An 18,445-nucleotide genomic window follows, 5' to 3' on the forward strand; every position below is an offset into this window, starting at 1 on the left:
CTACCCCCTATTCTATAGGATTTGTATCCGGTGGAATCTGTGGTTCTTGAAATACAGATACCTCTTCAACAGGAGCTAAACCAGGTTTCGGTAGTAATTGTGCTGGAGCAGAACTATGAGCAGGTGCGGAGCTGTGTGATACATGCGAAGCATGTCCTCCAGTTGAAGAAGTATGAGATACATGTGAAGTATGGGATACATGAGAACTATGGTATGATCCCGATCCTGATCTATGGGAACTATGAGAACTGTGAGAACTATGGGATCTATGCCCTGCAAAGGCCTCCTGTGATATCATAATTCCTGCCAATATCATTAATGAACCAATCATTATTATCTTGCTTCTATTAACATTTCCTTCTTCCTCTTCTAGAAAGTCATATATACTTCTCTTTATTTCGGGAAATTTAATCATTTATAACTACCCCCTATCTGCTTCCCATTATCCCAAGTTCCACCAAATATCTTACCATTTGAAAAATAATAATATCCTTGACCATTCATCTTATTGTTAGTCCAACTACCTATATATTTATCTTTATTCTTGAATATATAGGTACCTGTCCCATTTATCTTGTCATCCTTCCATTGTCCTTCATAAGTCTCGCCATTTATCCAAGTAAATTTACCATCCCCATCCCTTTTTCCATTTAAAAACTTCCCAATATATGTTCCTCTATCTTTATATATCATTTTACCCTCACCATTAATATTGTCATTGATAAAGGTCCCATGACAAACATCCCCATTACTCCAGTATTGAGTGCCTATTCCACTTCTATTTCCATTAAAGAAGTATCCCTCATATTTTAAATTGCCATTTATATCATACTTCTTAGCAAACCCATGAGGCTTACCATCCAAAATTTGTCCTTTATATCTATGTATTTCATAAGTATATTCACTTAAATTTTCATTTAAATAGACATTTTTATAAAAATCATTCCAATAAACCTCCATACCAAAGGACTCAGACAAAAATCTTAGGGGTACATATGTAAGATCATCTACAATTTTCGGTGGAGTTTCTAAATTAGTAGGAATACCATTAATATAAGAAATATTTGAATTAAGATAAAGCTTTATTTCACTTAGATTTCTTGTTACAGAAACTTCCCTAGTGGCTGCATCCCAAGATACTTCAGAGCCAATTCCTTCAAAGAAATCCCTAAGTGGCATATATATTCTACCAGATTCATTAATAATTGGAGCCTCAGTTACTATCTCAGAATTGTTGTAGTAAACACGAATATCACTTTCAGCATAACTAACAGAAAATAGCATTAAAAGTATTATCCATAAAGAAATAAGTTTTTTCATAGTACTTCCCCCCCAAATATTTTTATACGATGATTAAAATATTAGAAATTGTATTATGTCTCACATTCCCTACACCCATTATACCAAATCATTCCATCACTTCCAACAAAATTATAAAAAAGAGACAAAGCAGCATAGCTTTATCTCCCCCTTAAACATCCCATAACTAACTACCAGCATCAACATCCCAGTTGACAACCTACCACACCCCACATTAATAAAAACCCCAACAACGCAATAAACAATACCAAATACTAATTCAAATCCAATCTAAGTTGCTGGTATAGTTGCAATAATTGATCCTAATACAAAACCCAATACAGCATAATATGTATAACCATAGCCCCTTCTAAATAAGAAATTAATCATCCTAGCAAATAATAATATACTTAGGCTAAAACCTATACACACAGGCACTGTTGTCCCAAACCCAATAATCACTCCATAAATTATAAATGCTAGAAGTCCTAGACTTGTATTAGCACCATGTTAATTACATTATTCTCTAAGACAGTAAAAGCTGTGATCATTCCAAAAGCAATTATGAAAGGTATAGGATAAGAAGCCTTAAATCCCTTATTATTTGCATCTTTAATTACCATAGGGATTATCCCACACATAAGCCCAATGAATAAGAAATTTACCTGAGACTCATGGTGTTCAGAATAGTAATCTGCCCTTGCCCATCACCAAACTCCACATTTATGTTGATATGACTATCTGCTTTTTTTGTGGGAAAGCGATATAACCACCTCACGATGTCTTGAGGTGACAATAAAGATGTCATGCGAACCTATCTGGTCCTTGACGAATGTTTCAAACGCTATAGTATTAAAAATTAAACAGCTTATTATCTCATCAGTAAATACCACTAACTTACTTCAACTTAAAGGTAAAAAGTTAATTACTATTTTTAGGAAAGTTACATTAAACTGCCTATCATAAAGAAAGTACTCTTAGTCTTATTAAATACTTTTGTTATTCTCTGTTATTTTGGATAACTCAAGTTCTATCATATCTTCAATAATCGCTGTATGGGTTGCTAATCGTAATATAGGTATACTATATTTTTTAAATATGCCGTCCTTCTTTTTATCTCTTTCTAGCTGTTCTGGATTATTTAAATGAAATTCAGTACCATCTACTTCAATAGCAAGAACAGGATTAGCATTAAATTTGTTAAATATAATAAAATCCACACTGCTTCTTGATTGTTTTATGAATTTCTTTTCGATTTCTGTACATATATCCTGATTTAAAAAGATATCTGAAAGCTTAACCTCATAAGCAAATGAGTAACAATTAAAAATTTCTTTCCTAAGTAATTCTGATATAACTGAATATATAATCTTCTCACTATCAAATCTTATATTCTTTTTAACATTGTTCATTGCCTCCTTTCTTGCCAATAACCTTTCAGAATAATCCCTATATAGTAAATCAAATACAGAAATTACTCTTCCCTCTTCAATATTCTTCTCATCATGATATTCTATGTACTTTATTAAATCACCGATATCATTTCCATTTTTATAAAATGCATCCGTATTAGTAATTAAAATCAACTGATTTTCTGCACGTGATACAGCTACATTAACCATTTGTGGATCATTTACAAATGACATCTTACATTTTGATCTTGTTGATTCATCAAGTACTGTCGAAAAAACTATGACCGGCTTTTCTCTTCCTTGATACTTATGAATTGTATCCTTCTCAATTTCTTCCGAATTTATCACTTTTGAATATTCTATTTGTAATCTATAGGGCGAAAGTAATCCAATATCATTTAAATTCTCAGAATAGAGTTCAACCCTGTACTCACTTTCATTTTTAATTAAATAATTTAACTCTTCTAATTCTCTTTGGTTAAAAATTCCTTTCTTTCCTCTAGTGATTTCACGCATATGATTTCCTGAAGCAGTTTTCACAACATTTACTGCATTACCATTCGAACAATTGCTGTAAACAATTAGATTTCCGTCATAATATTTCATATTACAAAATCTAATTATATCAGGATGGCATCTATAGTGTTCTTGAAGCAAAGTTCTTTCTATAGTATCACCATATAAGCAATCAAGAGAATCCATTATATTTTTAGTTTTATAATCATATGCCTCATTTTCAAAGCTTATTTCAAATTTTTCCGGTATATGTGGTAATTGCTTTTGATCTCCTACAATAACAATTTTTTTAGCACAGGATAATGGTAACACTGCTTTAACAAGATCTAATGTGGAAGCTTCATCAATGATAACACAATCAAACATAAAGTCCTTTGATACCGAGTATGTCACTGAATATGCAGTGCTTAGAATCACTGGATAATCTTTGATAAAAGAATCAAAATTCTTTTTATACGAATTTATTGTATATTTCTCCTTTTTCTTGAATCTTTTACTTAAATAGTGATTAAATATTTCTTGCGATAATTGACAGTGTTTATCAGCTAGTTTGTCAAATCTTTGAGTTTGCAGTGTTTTTTGACATTCAGCCAACTTGTCTTCTAGTTCTTTAATCTTTAAATCATAATAAATCTGTTGGAAACGTGTAATGACCTCATAATCCTTTTCTTGAAGATACTTAAACCTATATATACCATACTTTACTAAAAGTTTAAACTTATTTTTAAGGGTCAACTTTTCATTTTCTGTTATCATAATTTGATGATCGACCAAAAAATTAATTACCTTTTCATAACCCAAAGTAATAAAACTAATATGTCTGTTATCCAAATCTTTTATCTCGTGTGCATTATTATAATACTTTTTCTCTAACCTTAATGCGTTCAATTGCTCAATAATTATTCTCTTTTGCCTATCTTTTTCCATCAATTGTACTAATTGATTGCTAGACTTTATTAACTCACTTTTAAGTTTTTCTAGATTTTCTTCGTCAAGTTCTTTGTCATGGAAATCTGATGATTCTTGAACTTGATTTTTAAAAAAATCCTCTTGATTCTTTTTACTCCCTAATAAAGCAAAAACAAAATCATATCCATCTTTTATAAGTTTATCTTTTACATTATCTACTGCTGCATTATTATTAGATACAATCGCAACATTCTCACCTCTAACCAGAATATTGGCAATAATATTTAGTATGGTTTGTGTTTTACCTGTTCCAGGAGGGCCTTGAATAATAATTAATTCATTTTTGAAAACTTTTCTTGTTGCATTCAGTTGGCTCTTATTAAATCTAAATGGAAAAACTAAAGGATTTTCATCACTAAACGTTTCAAAGGGAGTACCATTTAAGTACTTATGTAATAGTGAATTCTCCTCTATAGTAACATTCTCATAGTATTTACTAAGTGCTGAAAAATCATCGACAACCTTGATACTATCGGCAATTTTAGCAAATTCCATAAAAGGTCCAATAGATTTCTTTTTAATAACAACTCTATTTTTTTCTTTACTAAATGGATAGATGGTATCACTGCCTTTATATCTTATTAAAAATTCATCCTCTCTAACCTCATAATCTGCTATTTCTTTTGTCTTATTAATTCCATCAATAAAAATTTCTTCTATAACCATATTAAATCTCTCTCATTTCTACTATTTATATCTTCACCACAAAATACTTATCTCTATCATATTTCTCTTAAAAAGAATCGTTATTTAGATAATAATCTAAAACGAATTATCCTTAAGATTTGGCTAACACCTTTAGAATCAATCTTCCGATATTATAAATCTTATTCTTCATAACTGTTTCTTTTATTGTTTTATCTACAAAGTAGCACGCAACATTACACATGCTTTAAGGTGACAAAAAAGATGCCCTGAGAAGCTAATATCTCTTTGATAACAGAGTGAATCTCCTAATTCATTGCCTTGGTCAAGTTAGACTTTGTTTTTGCTTTACAATCAAGTAAGTTGTGAACAATAAAACTTTCAAAGCTGTGCAAGTCCCTGAAGGCTTTATTTGTTGCAATTTTATTATATATTTTTATAAATGCTGTTGGTACAATCATGAATCATCAATGTTCTTTTAGAGTAATTGTCAATTACAAGAACGGATATGATGGCCAACAATTGGCTAGATCCATTCTTCTTATCAAGAATACTTTTTCCTTATATACCTTGCAATACTATCATAATCACCATATATAAATTTTTCATTAATACCCATAAAGTCTAACTCATGCAATACATTTTCCTTATTCTCAATAACGATTACAACATCAGGCCACACCCTCTGTTGGGAAAGGATATGCGTATTATATGTTCTTTCATCAAAAGAAAGATATGCCTGATAGACAAATAAACCTTGCTGATTTCGTCCTCTTTCAAATGACAATATTGGCGTATATAAAAAATTGGGAATACAGTTAATCCACCAAACTGTTGCTTCGAAATTCAGGGTTTGTTTTAAGAATGACTGCAGTTTTAATGTGTATTCTAGTACAACCAATTCTATTGAATCATATCGACGCTTTATTTCAGTAATCAGTTCTCTACTGTCTTTTACATATTCATAGTGTAACTTATTTTTATATTTTCCATTGTCATATAAGGGAAAATCAGATTCTTTAAATGTATGCGGCTGCATATCAATAAAGTAATACTGCCAATCATCAGCTAACCGCTTGAAATAATAGTAGAATTTTTCAGGATGTTGTTTGTAGAAATCATCAAGTCGCTTATATAAATCCAAAATAATATCATCTTCATTTCGTATAAAAAGATCAAGGAAATTCTTGTCCTCATTGCGTGAAATCAAGTCTGTAATGTCAATCAATTCATCTTTCAGAAGATATACAAATCCTCTTTCTTGTCCAGAACATTCATCTGAACTACGAGATGGTTGACACGCAAAAAATAATGCAACTAAAGGTGACCTTGTAAAATCAATAAGGTTCGTCGGTATTCCGTGATGTTGAGCAAAAGCCAAAAAATTATTGCGTTCATCAGGCGTAAGCCTATGGAAGATCTCTCGTCTTAACTCATTCTTCATTTTAATAAAGGGATACTCCCTATTTCTAAGCCCAGACGAAATTGTATCATTATAATTCGCTGGCTCTCCACGAAATATGTAGCTTTCAAATTCATTATTTGAAAACAAGTTTATATACTCTGCTAAATTCCTAACGACTATCTCTTTTGGAATTGACAGACCTTTCAACTCTTTTTTTGAGAATCTCATTTCATATCCCCCATATCATCAGCAAAAGATTCTAACTTGAAGAGACTTTGATTTACTGCATCCATCCAATGTTCTTTACCCCTTACTTGCCCTGATGCAGCAATCACATAGGATACAAGTTCAGTAATCACATTCCTCTTATAGGGTTCTATATCCAGAGTTCTTTGCATAAAATCTAAGCGGTTTATAAAAGACTCAGCTGATTTTTTATTGTTGGCACTTACAGCTTTATCAGTTAACATTTTGATTTCTTCAAATTCTTTACCTGTAAGGTGTCCTATATTTTTCATGGTTTCCTCCTTGAATTTATAATCTTAGTTCTTCGGAACTTGAAAATTGTATAATTTATATTCCAAATTCACAATCATCTTATAAATACTTACTCAACTCTTGCTTTCATCTATTATTGCGTAATGTTTTGCTTTTACAAGCAAGGTTCCTAAATTTAGCGGTAATTTTTCTAAAATAGTGGACAAGGTAACTTGCCCTAAAGTTTTAGAACCCATTCTATTACTAAATTGTTCTATAGTTAAATTCTGTGCAAAACATCTAAATAATTTTTCAAAAAAGCTGTTAACAGAAGATATTGTTTTATCCTGTAACATCGCATCCAAATGAAATACAAGTATTTTAGAATAGTTAAGCGTCTTGTTGTGATAATCCAATAGTATAAGCTCACTCTCACCTGAATACTTCCACTTGGACTCCTTCTCTAAATCCTCAATAAACTTGACATACATTGAATGGCTAAATGACCACATGGTACCCTCAATAGTTACAATATGTTTTTCATCAGGATATGCATTATGCCAGTAAGCTCCATATCCAGGCAAATAGAAATTGATATTTTTACCAGAGCGGTGATGATAATATGGAAGGCTGTCAATAATGCTTCTACCAGCATCAGACTTAGGTCGTGCTAATAAAATACCTATAGTATCATTCAATATATCACTTTTTTCGATATCAGCTAAAATATCTTTATATTTAAGTGCTTGTAACATAATATCACTCCTACAGATTTGAATTTTGTATCTATTACCAATCTAACCAACAAACTGTCTCCACATGTGTTGGGACAAAAGTCTGATATTAATATGCAAAAATATAGGGTTTTTAATAAAGGCAGATCCCCTTTACACCCCTATTAAGGTGATTAATTAAAATATTTCATGCAAAATAATAAAATAAATTATCAAATATTAAGATAACCTTTAAGGAATTAACTTCCGTTCCATATTCTGTATCTGCCCCATGTAGTATCGCATGCCTACCTATAGGTGATTGCATGCTTTTACCATGCTCAAAACTACAATATAATCTTTCATTAAAGAAGTTCTTGTATGCATATCCAAAACTGTATGTTTCAGTCTCAGTAACTCTCTTTTCTAAATATCCTCTTATTTTGGTTCCCCCCATATTCCCAATATGATTTTCTGAATCTGCTATGACTCCTTCTAGTTGAGAGATGAAAATGCAAGTTGATAGAAAATAATCTCCTTTTTTATGTGCATTAATTGCTTGTTTTAATATTGGGATTCGTTTTTTAAGAGTCTTGCTTTTTTCCCAATTATTTAAGAAATAATCTATCGCTTCTATATTATACTTTTTTGTATAGTAATCATTAATCATTACTTCTAATTCATCTTCTCCACAAGTAGCAGATGCTTCTACAATCTTTCTCGCTTCTGCAACATTCATTTCAAGATGAGGTGCCCACCCCAAATTGTACATTAAGTTATAGAATCTTTCCATACGCTCAAGTAATTGTTTTTTAAGTTCATTACTACTTTCTTCAGCTTCTTTCCTAAATCTATCTAGTGTTTCAGTTCTATGTCTTTCTGATTCCTCTTTGATTCTAGCAAAATATTCTTTTTTCTGTTTTTTTATAGCCCTCGTTTGAAGTTCTCTCCACTCCTCTTCGATTAATCTGTTATCATTATTTCCCTTCTCTATAAGCTTCATTAAATATTCACAGTTTTGTTTTAATATACTATCATTATAATCTACCATATAAGTAACAAAACCTCCTCAGCAAAAATTAAGTCTTTAATTTATCCCAAAGTAATACTAATATTTAAGATAATTATATCACATATCCTATATTTTCCACCTTTAAAACAATAAAAAAGTCAGTTAGGATTACAACTGTCTCTAACCTTAGTGCTATTGTTATTCAATTATGCACTTAACATCCGTTGGATCTAGAAAACTTACAACTATCCTCTATTTAATAACCTAAATAAACTCCCTAGCTTTATACATCCTTAACTCATCCTCATCTGTATTCTTCCACTTTTTTATAAAACTGCTCTCATTTTTACCAAATCATTAAAGCTACTTGCAAATGAACTGCTTACTCAGATATTCCTATTACTCACTAGTCTAACACACAGGGGGATTGAGATGGAATCACTAGTCAAATTAATATTTAAGCTATCTACTCCATGTTGTTCCATCTGTAAAATGAACCTTTGTAATTTTTATTTTTTTGCAGTAGTAGCTAAATCATACAAAGCCAAATTTCATATAAAAGCTTCCCAAGGATATTCTGCACCATAAGTTTTATCACCTTTACCTAAAACAAAATTCTGTAAATGGAATACTGATTTTATCCTTATTTTTACTGCATATCTCTAAGTACTCATTAAAAATCGAAATATTTTCAATTCTATTTCTAACTATTTCTTCATCATAACTATCATTTCCGCAAACAGTTTCATCCAAAGTCTTCTTAATCCATTCTTCATTCAATGTAGGAGAATCGGCACATAACTCTTTCCCTTTTTCGATCCTCGTTGCACATCTCCATACCACCTTACCCCTTTCCGTTCGTTTCCGATAAGATGCTCCACAATTACCACACATAAGTAAGTTTCCTAAAAGATATTTACCATTATACTTTCTGGTACTTGGTTCTACAGTACCATCTTCTTTATAGATTAATCTTGCCCGTCTATTCAATTCTTCCTGAACTCTATCAAATACTTCAGCAGAAATAATGGCTGGATGACTATTCGATACATAGTAGCGACCTCTTTGCCCAACGTTCTTACTTTTTCTGCCTGTTATGAAATCTTCCGTATAGGTCTTTTGTAACATAGAATCACCCTTATACTTCTCATTTTTGAGTATCTTTTGAATAACTGCTGTAGTCCATATTTCTTTTCCTGTAGCTGTTTTAATCTTCTTTTCTTCCAAATACTCTTTAATTTGCTGCAAGGTGCCTCCTTCCAAATATATCTGTTAGATTTTCTTTATGATATCAGCCTCTTCTGGTATAATTATCCATTTGTCATTTTCACATCTATATTCCATCGGACTTTTACCAGCAAGGTTATCTCCTCTTTCAAATTTACGTTGATATCCCCACTGAATATTTTCACTTAAATTCCGACTTTCTTCCTGTGCTAAAGCTCCATTAAATGCTATATCAATCTCTTTTTTAGTATCAATCGAATTTAAGTTCTCATTTTCAAAATAAATATTTATGCCTCTCTCTTTTAATCCTCGTATAATTACTAATATGTCTAATACATTTCGAGATAATCTACTGATGGACTTAGTAATAATATAATCAATTTCCCCTTTATACGCTTTCTTCAACATTGCATCTAAACCATTACGTTTGTCTTTTCTAAGTCCACTTTCATAGTCATAAAACACACCAGCAAAATCCCATTCTGGATTATTTTGAATTAACTTTGTATAATGTCTGATTTGAAGGTGATACTGCCTTGCTGGCTTTCACGCTCTGTACTCACTCTACAATATGCCGCTACCTTTAATTTATCGTTACTCTCCAAAGAGTTTTTGGCAGGAATAATCGTAATCTTTTTCATAAATAAATCCTCCTTATATTCTAATCCTTAAATTAATCAACAAAAAGACGTAAAAGCTCAATAGCTCTTACGCCCCTAAAATTTTACCCTTTACTCATTTTCAATTATTGATAGTTCTATATAACTATCTTCTTCTGCTAACCGACGTAAATATTCTTTGTCTCCATCCACACTACACCTGCCACAAGAACAGGTTACAAAATCATATACTGTTTTAGATTCAATAATATCACCACAGTATTTGCATTGGATACTATTTTTCAATATCTTTTCCCATTTTATCTCCTTATCGATGCAACAGAACTATAACTTCTGTATGCCTTGAGAGTACAATAAAGATGTCGTAGGGAGATATTATCCCTTTGGTGGAACGGTATATTTCTAAAATTCTACCCTTCTACCACTTTTAAGGATTTCTCAATATATTTATTGCTACATCTAGAGAAGAATCTTCTTGATATATTAACACATGATTCTTGTTAATATATTTAATACTCTCCAATCTAAATTGTAAGCAACAAAACCCTCAAATCATTTATTTGAAGGCTTTGTTCATTACAATTTAAAGTATTATCTTAGTCTAGGATACATACTACTGCATAACACTCATTGTTTACAATATTACTATATACTTTCTAAATGATATGCTGCATAAAATTCTTCGAATACAAGGAGCCGAAAATCTTATTATTAGCATAAATCCTCATGCTTCTTCTTGTTCACTTACAGGTAACAGCGTAACTAATTCTTTTGCAATTTCTTGAGGAGTCATACTTGCTGTAGTCATTGCTAATTTGCTCGCAATAATGGGGCTATAAGCCATAACATCCTTCTTGGTCAAGTTGTTCCAAACCGGAAGTAATGTTTTACCATTACCGCTTTCTAATTGGAACAAGCCGTCCAACTCAGTTTTTGTCCAGTATTTTCCTTCTCTTATATAGTCAGGAGACAAAACTACAACACCAAATTTTGATTTTTTTAAGCCGTCATCAATTTTAACTCTCATGGAATCTCCCCACTTAATTTGACTTGTATCATACCAGACTTTCACACCTAAGTCACGTAGCTCCTGAACAAATTCGTCTGCAAAAGATTCCTTATCTTCCCATGCATGGGAAACAAATACTTCATATTCCTCAGGATTATTAGAAGTTATTAGAGTAGGAGACGCCTGAACAATCATCTGTGGTATTGCTTGCCTACTCAACTCATTGATTCTACCTTCGTAGGACATCTTTATACGCTTCATCTCTTTATCCTGCTTTTTCTGTTCATTTTGCTGTGCCTTTTGAAGTTTCAGGTAAGCATCATTGCGTTTTTGACGCTTATCCGAAATCTTTTTCCCAAGATTAGCACTTTCAGATGATTTTTTTGAATAGTCCGACTGCCATTCATTAATCTGTCTCATCTTACTTGATATCATGGAGGCAGAAGTTCTGGATGTTATACTCTTTTTTGCTAAAGTAATCTTTGATTGTAAATCTGAACATTTCTTATCGATATCTGCTTTCTTTTTTTCTAATGTTTCTAAATCTTTATCCAGAGAATTTACACTTCTCTGATACTGTTCAATTGACATTTCTACCTCCGTTACTTGTGCTCATTTTTTTATCTTCTCAGTACTTACAAAATGCATTCAACCTTATCTTACTTTATTTGCCCTTATTTTAAATTAATAAAAATTCATCGAAATCTCCATTAGAACATATCCCTGCATCATCAACCGAAAATTCATCTGGATCACTATCTTCTTTTGTAAAAGTACTCTTAGTAGGTCCAGCAGCCTCAAATTCGTCTGGATCAGAAACCTCAACATTCTCTGTAAGTATTGTTGGTCCCAATACAAATTCGTCTGGATCTGAATTTTCTTTGGTTCTAGTCTCTAAGGTACTCCCCATATCAAAGAATTCATCTGGATCACTTATTTCAATTGTACTTGTTTCGTATGTAGTCTTTCCTGGTGTGTCTTTAACAGCTTTTTTTCTAATATCTATATCCTTCTCTGAATATTTACTCAAAATATGTTTAATCATGTTATTCCCCCTCTATTATTTTTATCTGACCTTTTTCTATTGTTTTATCTCTCACAATTCTAATATCCAATTCACTATACTTCTCTAATTTATCAATAAAAGATATGTCTTCATCATCGCTTAATATAAAAATAACTTGTCCAAGTTGTTTCTGTTCAATATTTAAAATTAGCTTTCCCCATTCAATCGCACTAACACTATATGGTTCATCTATTTTATCTTTATTTACAGTGGTAACCAAATTATATTCTGCAGTATCCACTGGAATTTCATTATTAATATACTCAAATGAAATTCCAAAAGAAACAAATAAAGATAAAATCAAAATTAATACTACCCATTCCTGTAAATTTAGAACAAAACTAACAAATAGCTGTGCTTTGTATTTTAATTGTTGCCAGTCATATTGGTATTGCAAAATTATCTCTTTATCCTTTTCTTTGCTAGAACGTAAATCACTAAAGCTACTCTTCATAATGCCCCGAACCTTTATCGTTCTAAAAAGATATATGCAAATATTAAATAGGGAATAAATAATTAAAATTACACCTACTAATAGTGGAAATGATAATGTTAAAACTTTCTTTAGATCTAATATCGCTAAAACTAAAGGCAATACCGTTAATATTATTGTAGCGTATATATTCAGTTTATCAATACTAGTATTTATGCGTTGTTCTTCATTCTGTATACGATAATATAATGCCTCTTTCTCTATCTCTAACTCACTTTCCGATAAATCCTGTATATGAACTCTATATCTATCTTGTATGCCATCTATCTTTTCATCCGTCAGCAATATCCCATCAATATTCTCCAAACATAGAATATGAATTAACTCTAGTTTTCTCTTCTTTATATCAAAAGTGACTATATACAGAATATAATCTCCAAGCATAATGTTCAATAAACTAATTCTTAATTTAGCATTTTTTGATTTTAAGTTTTTATATTCTAGAGTAGCAAAATTATCATCATCACTTAAACATAATAGTGGAAAATGAGACCAAACCCATAAAGCAATATTTAGGAAAATAATATTTATAATAATCACCCTCTTCTTCACTTGACTAAATATTCAACTATTTTTTCTGAAATTGGTAATTCTAGTTTCTGTTCTAACCATTGCCACTGGCCATTAGGATTTACCTCTAGAAAAATCCATTCATCATTTTCGTTTACTATAAAATCAAATGCGCCATAAGCTAGCTCAAAACTTTTCAGTAATCTTACACAAAGATTGGCTATGGCCTTTGGACATTCAATAATCGAATATTTCAAACCACTATAATCTTTTCTCCAATCAAGCTTATCCTCTGAATCAATTCTAACAGTAAAGAACGAACCATCAATATACGTTAACCTTACTTCATATTTTTTATTTTCATATTCCTGTAGATAAATTGGGGTTAAAGCAATATTATCATCAAACTCAGTAAAGTAATTTGTCTGATATATTTCTATCCCCTTATGTCTTACCAACTTTCCAGTAGTAAGTGGTTTAATAATCGATTTTTCTTCAAAAAACTTCAAAGCCTTTTCATTACTATTGCCTATAAATGATTTTGGAATTAACAAACCATTTTTTTCTGCATACAATAATTGAAATACTTTATTCTCAGTTTTTCTAAGTATATAAGGTTTCGTAAGTACCTTACCTTCAAAGTCATCAACAATACCATTAACTAATGATATGATGTCTTTTGCTATCATACTACGATAATCATATTCATACTCATCAAGCTTTGGAATTCTTGGTTTCCTATAATAGATACTATATAAATCCTTTTTTTCGAGTTCCCATTTATCACAACGTATAACCCATTGTCTGTTTCCTCCAATAACAATTTCATATTCCGAAAACATGTCAATATCAAATCGGTAGAATTCTGCAGAATCTCTATACTTATTTATAATGTAATCTACTGTACAATCAATTGAGCTTGTAATTATTAATATTTTTTTACTAAACACATCTTTCTTCAATATGTACTTTCCCTTCTTGTATATTCAATCATTATATAAAATTATACTAGGGGTTTGATCCCAATACTATTCTTATCTTTTATCAACTTACTCCGTTACATGCTGGCTCATTTTTTTACAATAATTCTATCATACGTTCCACAATAGCGGTGACTTGACCATTGCGATATCTTCTTTCAAATGCTCCATTGCTAAAATAGTCTTCTCTTAAAAGCATAGTTAGAAACGCTGCACATAAATCATAATCTGCACTTGATAAACGTTCTAACTCTGTTTCCACATCTATTGGACCTGTTGTCATATAGTCATTGTAATTTGTTTTAAGATCATCTATTTCTTCCAAACATGTATAATAAAATTCTTCTCTTCCTGTATTCTTTGCCAACAGGCTTTGAAGTTTTTCCTTCTTTTCTATATTAGTCATTGTACTTCCTCCATTGGTTTAATTGCTGTTATATCCATACCTTCTTGTCTGCAAAGTTTCCTTCCACCATGACTCTCTTTCTAAGATAATACGATCATCAACCTTTGCGTTATAGTTCTCAAGGATAGAATATTGAAAATTAGCTTTTATGTACTCATATCCTTTTTCACTAACTAGCTCAACCAATTCTTTATTCCCGCCGTGGCCATTGACTACATAACTTCTCCATCTTTGAAGTAACATTCCATAATCACTTGTTGCAGAACCTACATACATCTTTCCATTCTCTTTATCGGTAATTAAATATACTGCTTTTTGATTCTCAAGAGCTGCAATCCAATCTCTCTTACCACGATTTAAAACAGATTCTAGCTGTCTATAGGAAAGCCTAACCTTATCATATCCAGGAAAATCATCTCCATCAAATATAGTCGGGAGTATTTGTTGTACTTCTAAGTCATCACATATTTCACCATAATACCTTCCTTGTTGCTGAAAAGTCTTACGGTACTTAATAACAACTCGTCCAAAGTAGGATTTATACTCTTCTAATTCCTCACCTTCGTAATTAATACCATCATAAATATTTAGTTCTTTGGTAACCTTTTTAATTGTGGTAAGCAGCCATGTATCATATGATAATTTTAAAAAACATATAGCTATTTGTCCTACATAAAAATAGCGTTGCTTACTTCTCCAAAACAGCCACTGGTTATTAACAATATCTGGATTACTTTGATATAATTCCATAGGATCTTCATAACCGTTTGATTGGTTAAATTTTATTTTAATATTTCCATAATCGGCTTGATTAAAATGAAGCAAGCTATTTAAATATATCTTTTCCATAATCCACCTCTTTTACATTATCTCTTGTTTTAATATCAATTGCGCCCTATTTCTAATAACTATTCAATATCTTCTAGGGAATTTTTCTTTCCCAAGTTGCCATAAATATTTATCAAAATTTTAAGCTAATAATTTTCCTTCCTATATCTTTGCTGTCCTGATGATGTCTTTTCAATCGGAGTAATCCCTATATCCGTTGACTTAATATAATTGAGGAATAAGGTACCAAGCAATAAACGATTGCTCCTTGATATTCTATTCCATTCATAACCTTTGAATAAATCACGAAGTAAGAAAACTTCTCCAGAAATCAGGTTTTTTGTCTCATCTTTTGCTATCTCTAACAACTCATTTGCATTTAGCACTTCTATTCCTCCCAATGAGAACAATCATATAAACAACATTGTTATAATAATTGTATCTCTAAGAGATCTTTTTTACAAGATAATTGTGTATAATATTCTAAATTTTGACACCTTCTGATTTACGGAATTATAATCTAAGCCTCCATCACTATCTGCCAACAATAAAATCCTCAGCATCATCTAAGGATTTTAGTCTTAACAGATTATTACTATCAGAGCAGTAAACTACATTCTATTCTTGCTACTGCCCCTTATATTCCTATTCATAATAATCCACTATCTGATTCATGGTTATCCATAATAAATCCGTATCTCTAACTATTTCCCTTTCTTTTTCACAACTGCTGATTGCATCAGATTCTTCTCCTTTCTGCAAACTTTCCACCTTTAGGTTAAAATGTCTCTTCTCTGCCTCAAGATTTAATTGCTCTATGCTGCCAACTCTTATATACATCGCAGCTTTTAAAGTCCTGTTTTCTTTATTATTATTCTTTTCCATGATTTCATCCTTTCTTAGATCCTATAATTTAATTACATGATTAATTTATTTACAAATTCAAAGTGATTAAAAATATCAATTCTTTAACAGTTCTTTGAGATTATTCGAGCAGTAACCCCTACTTCCTTGTTACTGCTCCTATATTCCTAGTCATAATAGTCTACCACCTGATCCATCACTATCCCTGATTCAAACTGTATCTCCAGTTTCTCACCCTTATTTACCTTGATTGTCTGAATTAATCTTCTTACCAAATCCTCATCAAACTCTCTTACATCTGGTCTTACAGTCTTTAATGTATTCTCCATTTCATTTAGCTGTTCTCCATAGTTCTCTACCTCTTTCTTTTCCTGTACAAGCCTTAATTTTGCCTTTTTAAGCTCATTTATCTCTTCAGATATCCTCTTGTATTCATCATCAAAATCTTCTGCTACAGCTCCTTGTTTTGCGTTTTCTTCGATTAAGGATAACATCTCTTTTTGAAAGGATTCTATCTTTTCATCAAAGTCGGTAGAAATTCCTTTTGTAGAATAGTCACCGATTACTCTTATGACATTTTCTCTGAATGCCCCTATAAACTTCCTCTTATTTTCTACTACATTATTAATTGCCATCATTATTGCATTATGCAGTGGTTCTTCTTTAAGGGTAGGAGAGTTCTTACAGCTTGCCTTTGCACCGTTTTTTAATCTATTTTCACATCTCCACACTGCACTTTTCTGTCCATATTTTGACCAGACTTGTCTCCTATATGGATGTCCACATTCAGCACATACTAATATTTCTGTCAGGGCATATTTGGAGCTATATTTACTCTTTTCTTTCTTTAGCTTATTTGCCTTTCTTGTAACTGCTGCCTTATTTAGATTTGCCCGTCTAGTTTTCTCTTCTTGTACTTTATAAAATATTTCCTTTGGTACAATTGCCTCATGGTTATCTTCTATATAGTACTGAGGTACAATTCCCTCATTTTTACTCGTTTCTTCGTCAGAAAATCCACAGTATAGGTCTTTTGCAGTAAGGCATCTCCCATATACTTTTCATTAGACAGCATCTTTTCTATTACCCCAGGATGCCATGTGTCTTTTCCTGTAACTGTTTTAATTTTATCTGTTTCTAAGGCTCTGGTGTAAATGTCAATATAAGAATGATCAAAAAGTGGAAAATAATTATGTACAAAAAGTGGCCTAAGGCATTTCAGAGTCCTTCATCGAATTATTATCTAAATACTGAATCTTAGATTGAATTCTGTAAGACGGACCTTTAATGGATATAATATGGCTGTGATGAAGTAGTCTGTCTAATATTGCATTAGCTATGGTTGGTGAACCAAATATATCTGGCCATTTTGAAAAATTAGAGTTTGTGGTTATTATTGTACAGTGTCTTTCATATCTCTTAGCTATTAATTGAAAGAAGAGATTTGAAGCATCTAAGTCTATTGGTAAATATCCTATTTCATCAATTATTAGTACCTTATACTTGGCAAAATGCTTAAGTCTGGTTTCAAGCCTATTTTCTAAGAGTGCTTTTTTAAGTTGGGTTATTAATTCATGGAAAGAGATAAAGTATGTTGAGTATCTATTTCTAGCACATTCTATTCCTATTGCAGTAGCCAAGTGTGTTTTTCCTACACCTGGCGTACCTACAAAAAGGATATTTTCATTATTTTCTATAAATCTTAAACTAGATAAATCCATTATCTGTTGCTTATTTACTGTAGGTTGAAAGTCAAAATCAAAGTCATCTAGTGTTTTTAAAAAAGGGAAACTAGCAACCTTTACACAAGCATTCATTGCCCTTTCTTTCTTTGCCTTAATCTCTAATTCACTAAGCTCATACAAGGCATCTACAACGCTTTTATCATTTGAATTTACCATTTCTATATATTGGTCTATATTAGATTTCATATTTTTTAATTCTAAATTCTCTAGATTATTTAATAACTTTACATAATTATTCAATTGATCACC

22 protein-coding genes are annotated in these 18,445 nt (G+C 31.4%); 1 reads left to right on the forward strand and 21 read right to left on the reverse strand.

Going from position 1 to position 18,445, the window contains the following annotated elements; all coding sequences use genetic code 11:
- Positions 1-7 precede the first annotated feature (7 nt).
- The 7 genes from hxsA3 to RT714_RS02140 all read right to left on the reverse strand — a co-directional run bounded on the left by hxsA3 (position 8) and on the right by RT714_RS02140 (position 8,487).
- Complete coding sequence (gene hxsA3 / locus RT714_RS02110) at positions 8-415, reverse strand: His-Xaa-Ser repeat protein HxsA3 (protein WP_313755962.1); 408 nt, start codon at positions 413-415, stop codon at positions 8-10.
- Positions 412-1,320 (reverse strand): stalk domain-containing protein, encoded by a 909-nt coding sequence (locus RT714_RS02115; protein WP_313755963.1) that lies wholly within the window; start codon positions 1,318-1,320, stop codon positions 412-414. The genes hxsA3 and RT714_RS02115 overlap by 4 nt, the downstream gene beginning before the upstream one ends.
- 965 nt (positions 1,321-2,285) lie before the next feature.
- Positions 2,286-4,862 (reverse strand): AAA domain-containing protein, encoded by a 2,577-nt coding sequence (locus RT714_RS02120; RefSeq protein WP_313755964.1) that lies wholly within the window; start codon positions 4,860-4,862, stop codon positions 2,286-2,288.
- Between the two features lie 523 nt (positions 4,863-5,385).
- Entirely contained in the window at positions 5,386-6,474 is a 1,089-nt protein-coding gene (locus tag RT714_RS02125) for an FRG domain-containing protein (RefSeq protein WP_313755965.1), read from the reverse strand.
- Positions 6,471-6,764: a hypothetical protein gene (locus RT714_RS02130; RefSeq protein ID WP_313755966.1), complete on the reverse strand. Its 294-nt coding sequence runs from the start codon at positions 6,762-6,764 to the stop codon at positions 6,471-6,473. Before RT714_RS02130 ends, RT714_RS02125 begins: the two co-directional genes overlap by 4 nt.
- A gap of 93 nt (positions 6,765-6,857) precedes the next feature.
- A complete protein-coding gene (locus RT714_RS02135) occupies positions 6,858-7,478 on the reverse strand; it encodes a hypothetical protein (RefSeq protein WP_313755967.1) in 621 nt (206 codons plus the stop codon).
- A gap of 166 nt (positions 7,479-7,644) precedes the next feature.
- The gene (locus RT714_RS02140; RefSeq protein WP_313755968.1) at positions 7,645-8,487 is read right to left on the reverse strand and encodes a hypothetical protein; all 843 of its coding nucleotides are present in this window, start codon (positions 8,485-8,487) and stop codon (positions 7,645-7,647) included.
- A 393-nt stretch (positions 8,488-8,880) separates the two neighbouring features.
- On the opposite strand from RT714_RS02140, the gene RT714_RS02145 reads away from it, so the two are divergent.
- Positions 8,881-9,036, forward strand: a complete 156-nt coding sequence (locus RT714_RS02145) for a hypothetical protein (RefSeq protein ID WP_313755969.1) — start codon at positions 8,881-8,883, stop codon at positions 9,034-9,036.
- A gap of 12 nt (positions 9,037-9,048) precedes the next feature.
- Here RT714_RS02145 and RT714_RS02150 read toward each other — a convergent pair whose 3' ends face one another.
- From RT714_RS02150 to istB, 14 genes are all read right to left on the reverse strand, one after another.
- The gene (locus tag RT714_RS02150; protein ID WP_313755970.1) at positions 9,049-9,711 is read right to left on the reverse strand and encodes a recombinase family protein; all 663 of its coding nucleotides are present in this window, start codon (positions 9,709-9,711) and stop codon (positions 9,049-9,051) included.
- Between the two features lie 9 nt (positions 9,712-9,720).
- Positions 9,721-10,140: a recombinase family protein gene (locus tag RT714_RS02155; protein ID WP_313755971.1), complete on the reverse strand. Its 420-nt coding sequence runs from the start codon at positions 10,138-10,140 to the stop codon at positions 9,721-9,723.
- A gap of 32 nt (positions 10,141-10,172) precedes the next feature.
- A complete protein-coding gene (locus RT714_RS02160; protein WP_313755972.1) occupies positions 10,173-10,316 on the reverse strand; it encodes a hypothetical protein in 144 nt (47 codons plus the stop codon).
- Between the two features lie 703 nt (positions 10,317-11,019).
- Positions 11,020-11,895, reverse strand: a complete 876-nt coding sequence (locus tag RT714_RS02165; RefSeq protein WP_313755973.1) for a toll/interleukin-1 receptor domain-containing protein — start codon at positions 11,893-11,895, stop codon at positions 11,020-11,022.
- Positions 11,896-11,983: 88 nt separating this feature from the next.
- Positions 11,984-12,349, reverse strand: coding sequence for a hypothetical protein (locus RT714_RS02170; protein WP_313755974.1), 366 nt, complete (start codon positions 12,347-12,349; stop codon positions 11,984-11,986).
- 1 nt (position 12,350) lies between these two features.
- Positions 12,351-13,415, reverse strand: a complete 1,065-nt coding sequence (locus RT714_RS02175; protein WP_313755975.1) for a hypothetical protein — start codon at positions 13,413-13,415, stop codon at positions 12,351-12,353.
- Positions 13,412-14,335, reverse strand: coding sequence for a hypothetical protein (locus RT714_RS02180; RefSeq protein ID WP_313755976.1), 924 nt, complete (start codon positions 14,333-14,335; stop codon positions 13,412-13,414). Before RT714_RS02180 ends, RT714_RS02175 begins: the two co-directional genes overlap by 4 nt.
- A 115-nt stretch (positions 14,336-14,450) precedes the next feature.
- Positions 14,451-14,759 (reverse strand): DUF6508 domain-containing protein, encoded by a 309-nt coding sequence (locus tag RT714_RS02185; protein ID WP_313755977.1) that lies wholly within the window; start codon positions 14,757-14,759, stop codon positions 14,451-14,453.
- Between the two features lie 18 nt (positions 14,760-14,777).
- The gene (locus tag RT714_RS02190) at positions 14,778-15,608 is read right to left on the reverse strand and encodes a GIY-YIG nuclease family protein (protein WP_313755978.1); all 831 of its coding nucleotides are present in this window, start codon (positions 15,606-15,608) and stop codon (positions 14,778-14,780) included.
- Positions 15,609-15,733: 125 nt separating this feature from the next.
- Positions 15,734-15,973 carry a single-stranded DNA-binding protein gene (locus tag RT714_RS02195; protein WP_313755979.1) on the reverse strand — a complete coding sequence of 80 codons (240 nt, stop codon included), beginning with the start codon at positions 15,971-15,973 and terminating at the stop codon, positions 15,734-15,736.
- Positions 15,974-16,232: 259 nt separating this feature from the next.
- Positions 16,233-16,472 carry a hypothetical protein gene (locus tag RT714_RS02200; RefSeq protein ID WP_313755980.1) on the reverse strand — a complete coding sequence of 80 codons (240 nt, stop codon included), beginning with the start codon at positions 16,470-16,472 and terminating at the stop codon, positions 16,233-16,235.
- Positions 16,473-16,618: 146 nt separating this feature from the next.
- Positions 16,619-17,434, reverse strand: a complete 816-nt coding sequence (locus RT714_RS02205; protein WP_313756275.1) for a recombinase zinc beta ribbon domain-containing protein — start codon at positions 17,432-17,434, stop codon at positions 16,619-16,621.
- On the reverse strand, positions 17,413-17,673 hold the full coding sequence (locus RT714_RS15900) for a recombinase family protein (RefSeq protein WP_399325847.1): 261 nt from the start codon (positions 17,671-17,673) through the stop codon (positions 17,413-17,415). Before RT714_RS15900 ends, RT714_RS02205 begins: the two co-directional genes overlap by 22 nt.
- Positions 17,660-18,436: an IS21-like element helper ATPase IstB gene (gene istB, locus RT714_RS02210; RefSeq protein ID WP_313755981.1), complete on the reverse strand. Its 777-nt coding sequence runs from the start codon at positions 18,434-18,436 to the stop codon at positions 17,660-17,662. Before istB ends, RT714_RS15900 begins: the two co-directional genes overlap by 14 nt.
- Positions 18,437-18,445: the final 9 nt, after the last annotated feature.

This window comes from Tissierella sp. (assembly GCF_032104385.1).
GTDB lineage: Bacteria > Bacillota > Clostridia > Tissierellales > Tissierellaceae > Tissierella.

Coding starts and splice junctions, on each gene's coding strand:
- RT714_RS02200 (WP_313755980.1), bottom strand. CDS start 16,472: ATGGAAAAGAATAATAATAAAGAAAACAGGACTTTAAAAGCTGCGATG.
- RT714_RS02125 (WP_313755965.1), bottom strand. CDS start 6,474: ATGAGATTCTCAAAAAAAGAGTTGAAAGGTCTGTCAATTCCAAAAGAG.
- RT714_RS02145 (WP_313755969.1), top strand. CDS start 8,881: ATGGAATCACTAGTCAAATTAATATTTAAGCTATCTACTCCATGTTGT.
- RT714_RS02170 (WP_313755974.1), bottom strand. CDS start 12,349: ATGATTAAACATATTTTGAGTAAATATTCAGAGAAGGATATAGATATT.
- RT714_RS02185 (WP_313755977.1), bottom strand. CDS start 14,759: ATGACTAATATAGAAAAGAAGGAAAAACTTCAAAGCCTGTTGGCAAAG.
- RT714_RS02140 (WP_313755968.1), bottom strand. CDS start 8,487: ATGGTAGATTATAATGATAGTATATTAAAACAAAACTGTGAATATTTA.
- RT714_RS02165 (WP_313755973.1), bottom strand. CDS start 11,895: ATGTCAATTGAACAGTATCAGAGAAGTGTAAATTCTCTGGATAAAGAT.
- hxsA3 (WP_313755962.1), bottom strand. CDS start 415: ATGATTAAATTTCCCGAAATAAAGAGAAGTATATATGACTTTCTAGAA.
- RT714_RS02130 (WP_313755966.1), bottom strand. CDS start 6,764: ATGAAAAATATAGGACACCTTACAGGTAAAGAATTTGAAGAAATCAAA.
- RT714_RS02160 (WP_313755972.1), bottom strand. CDS start 10,316: ATGAAAAAGATTACGATTATTCCTGCCAAAAACTCTTTGGAGAGTAAC.
- RT714_RS02190 (WP_313755978.1), bottom strand. CDS start 15,608: ATGGAAAAGATATATTTAAATAGCTTGCTTCATTTTAATCAAGCCGAT.
- RT714_RS02115 (WP_313755963.1), bottom strand. CDS start 1,320: ATGAAAAAACTTATTTCTTTATGGATAATACTTTTAATGCTATTTTCT.
- RT714_RS02135 (WP_313755967.1), bottom strand. CDS start 7,478: ATGTTACAAGCACTTAAATATAAAGATATTTTAGCTGATATCGAAAAA.
- RT714_RS02120 (WP_313755964.1), bottom strand. CDS start 4,862: ATGGTTATAGAAGAAATTTTTATTGATGGAATTAATAAGACAAAAGAA.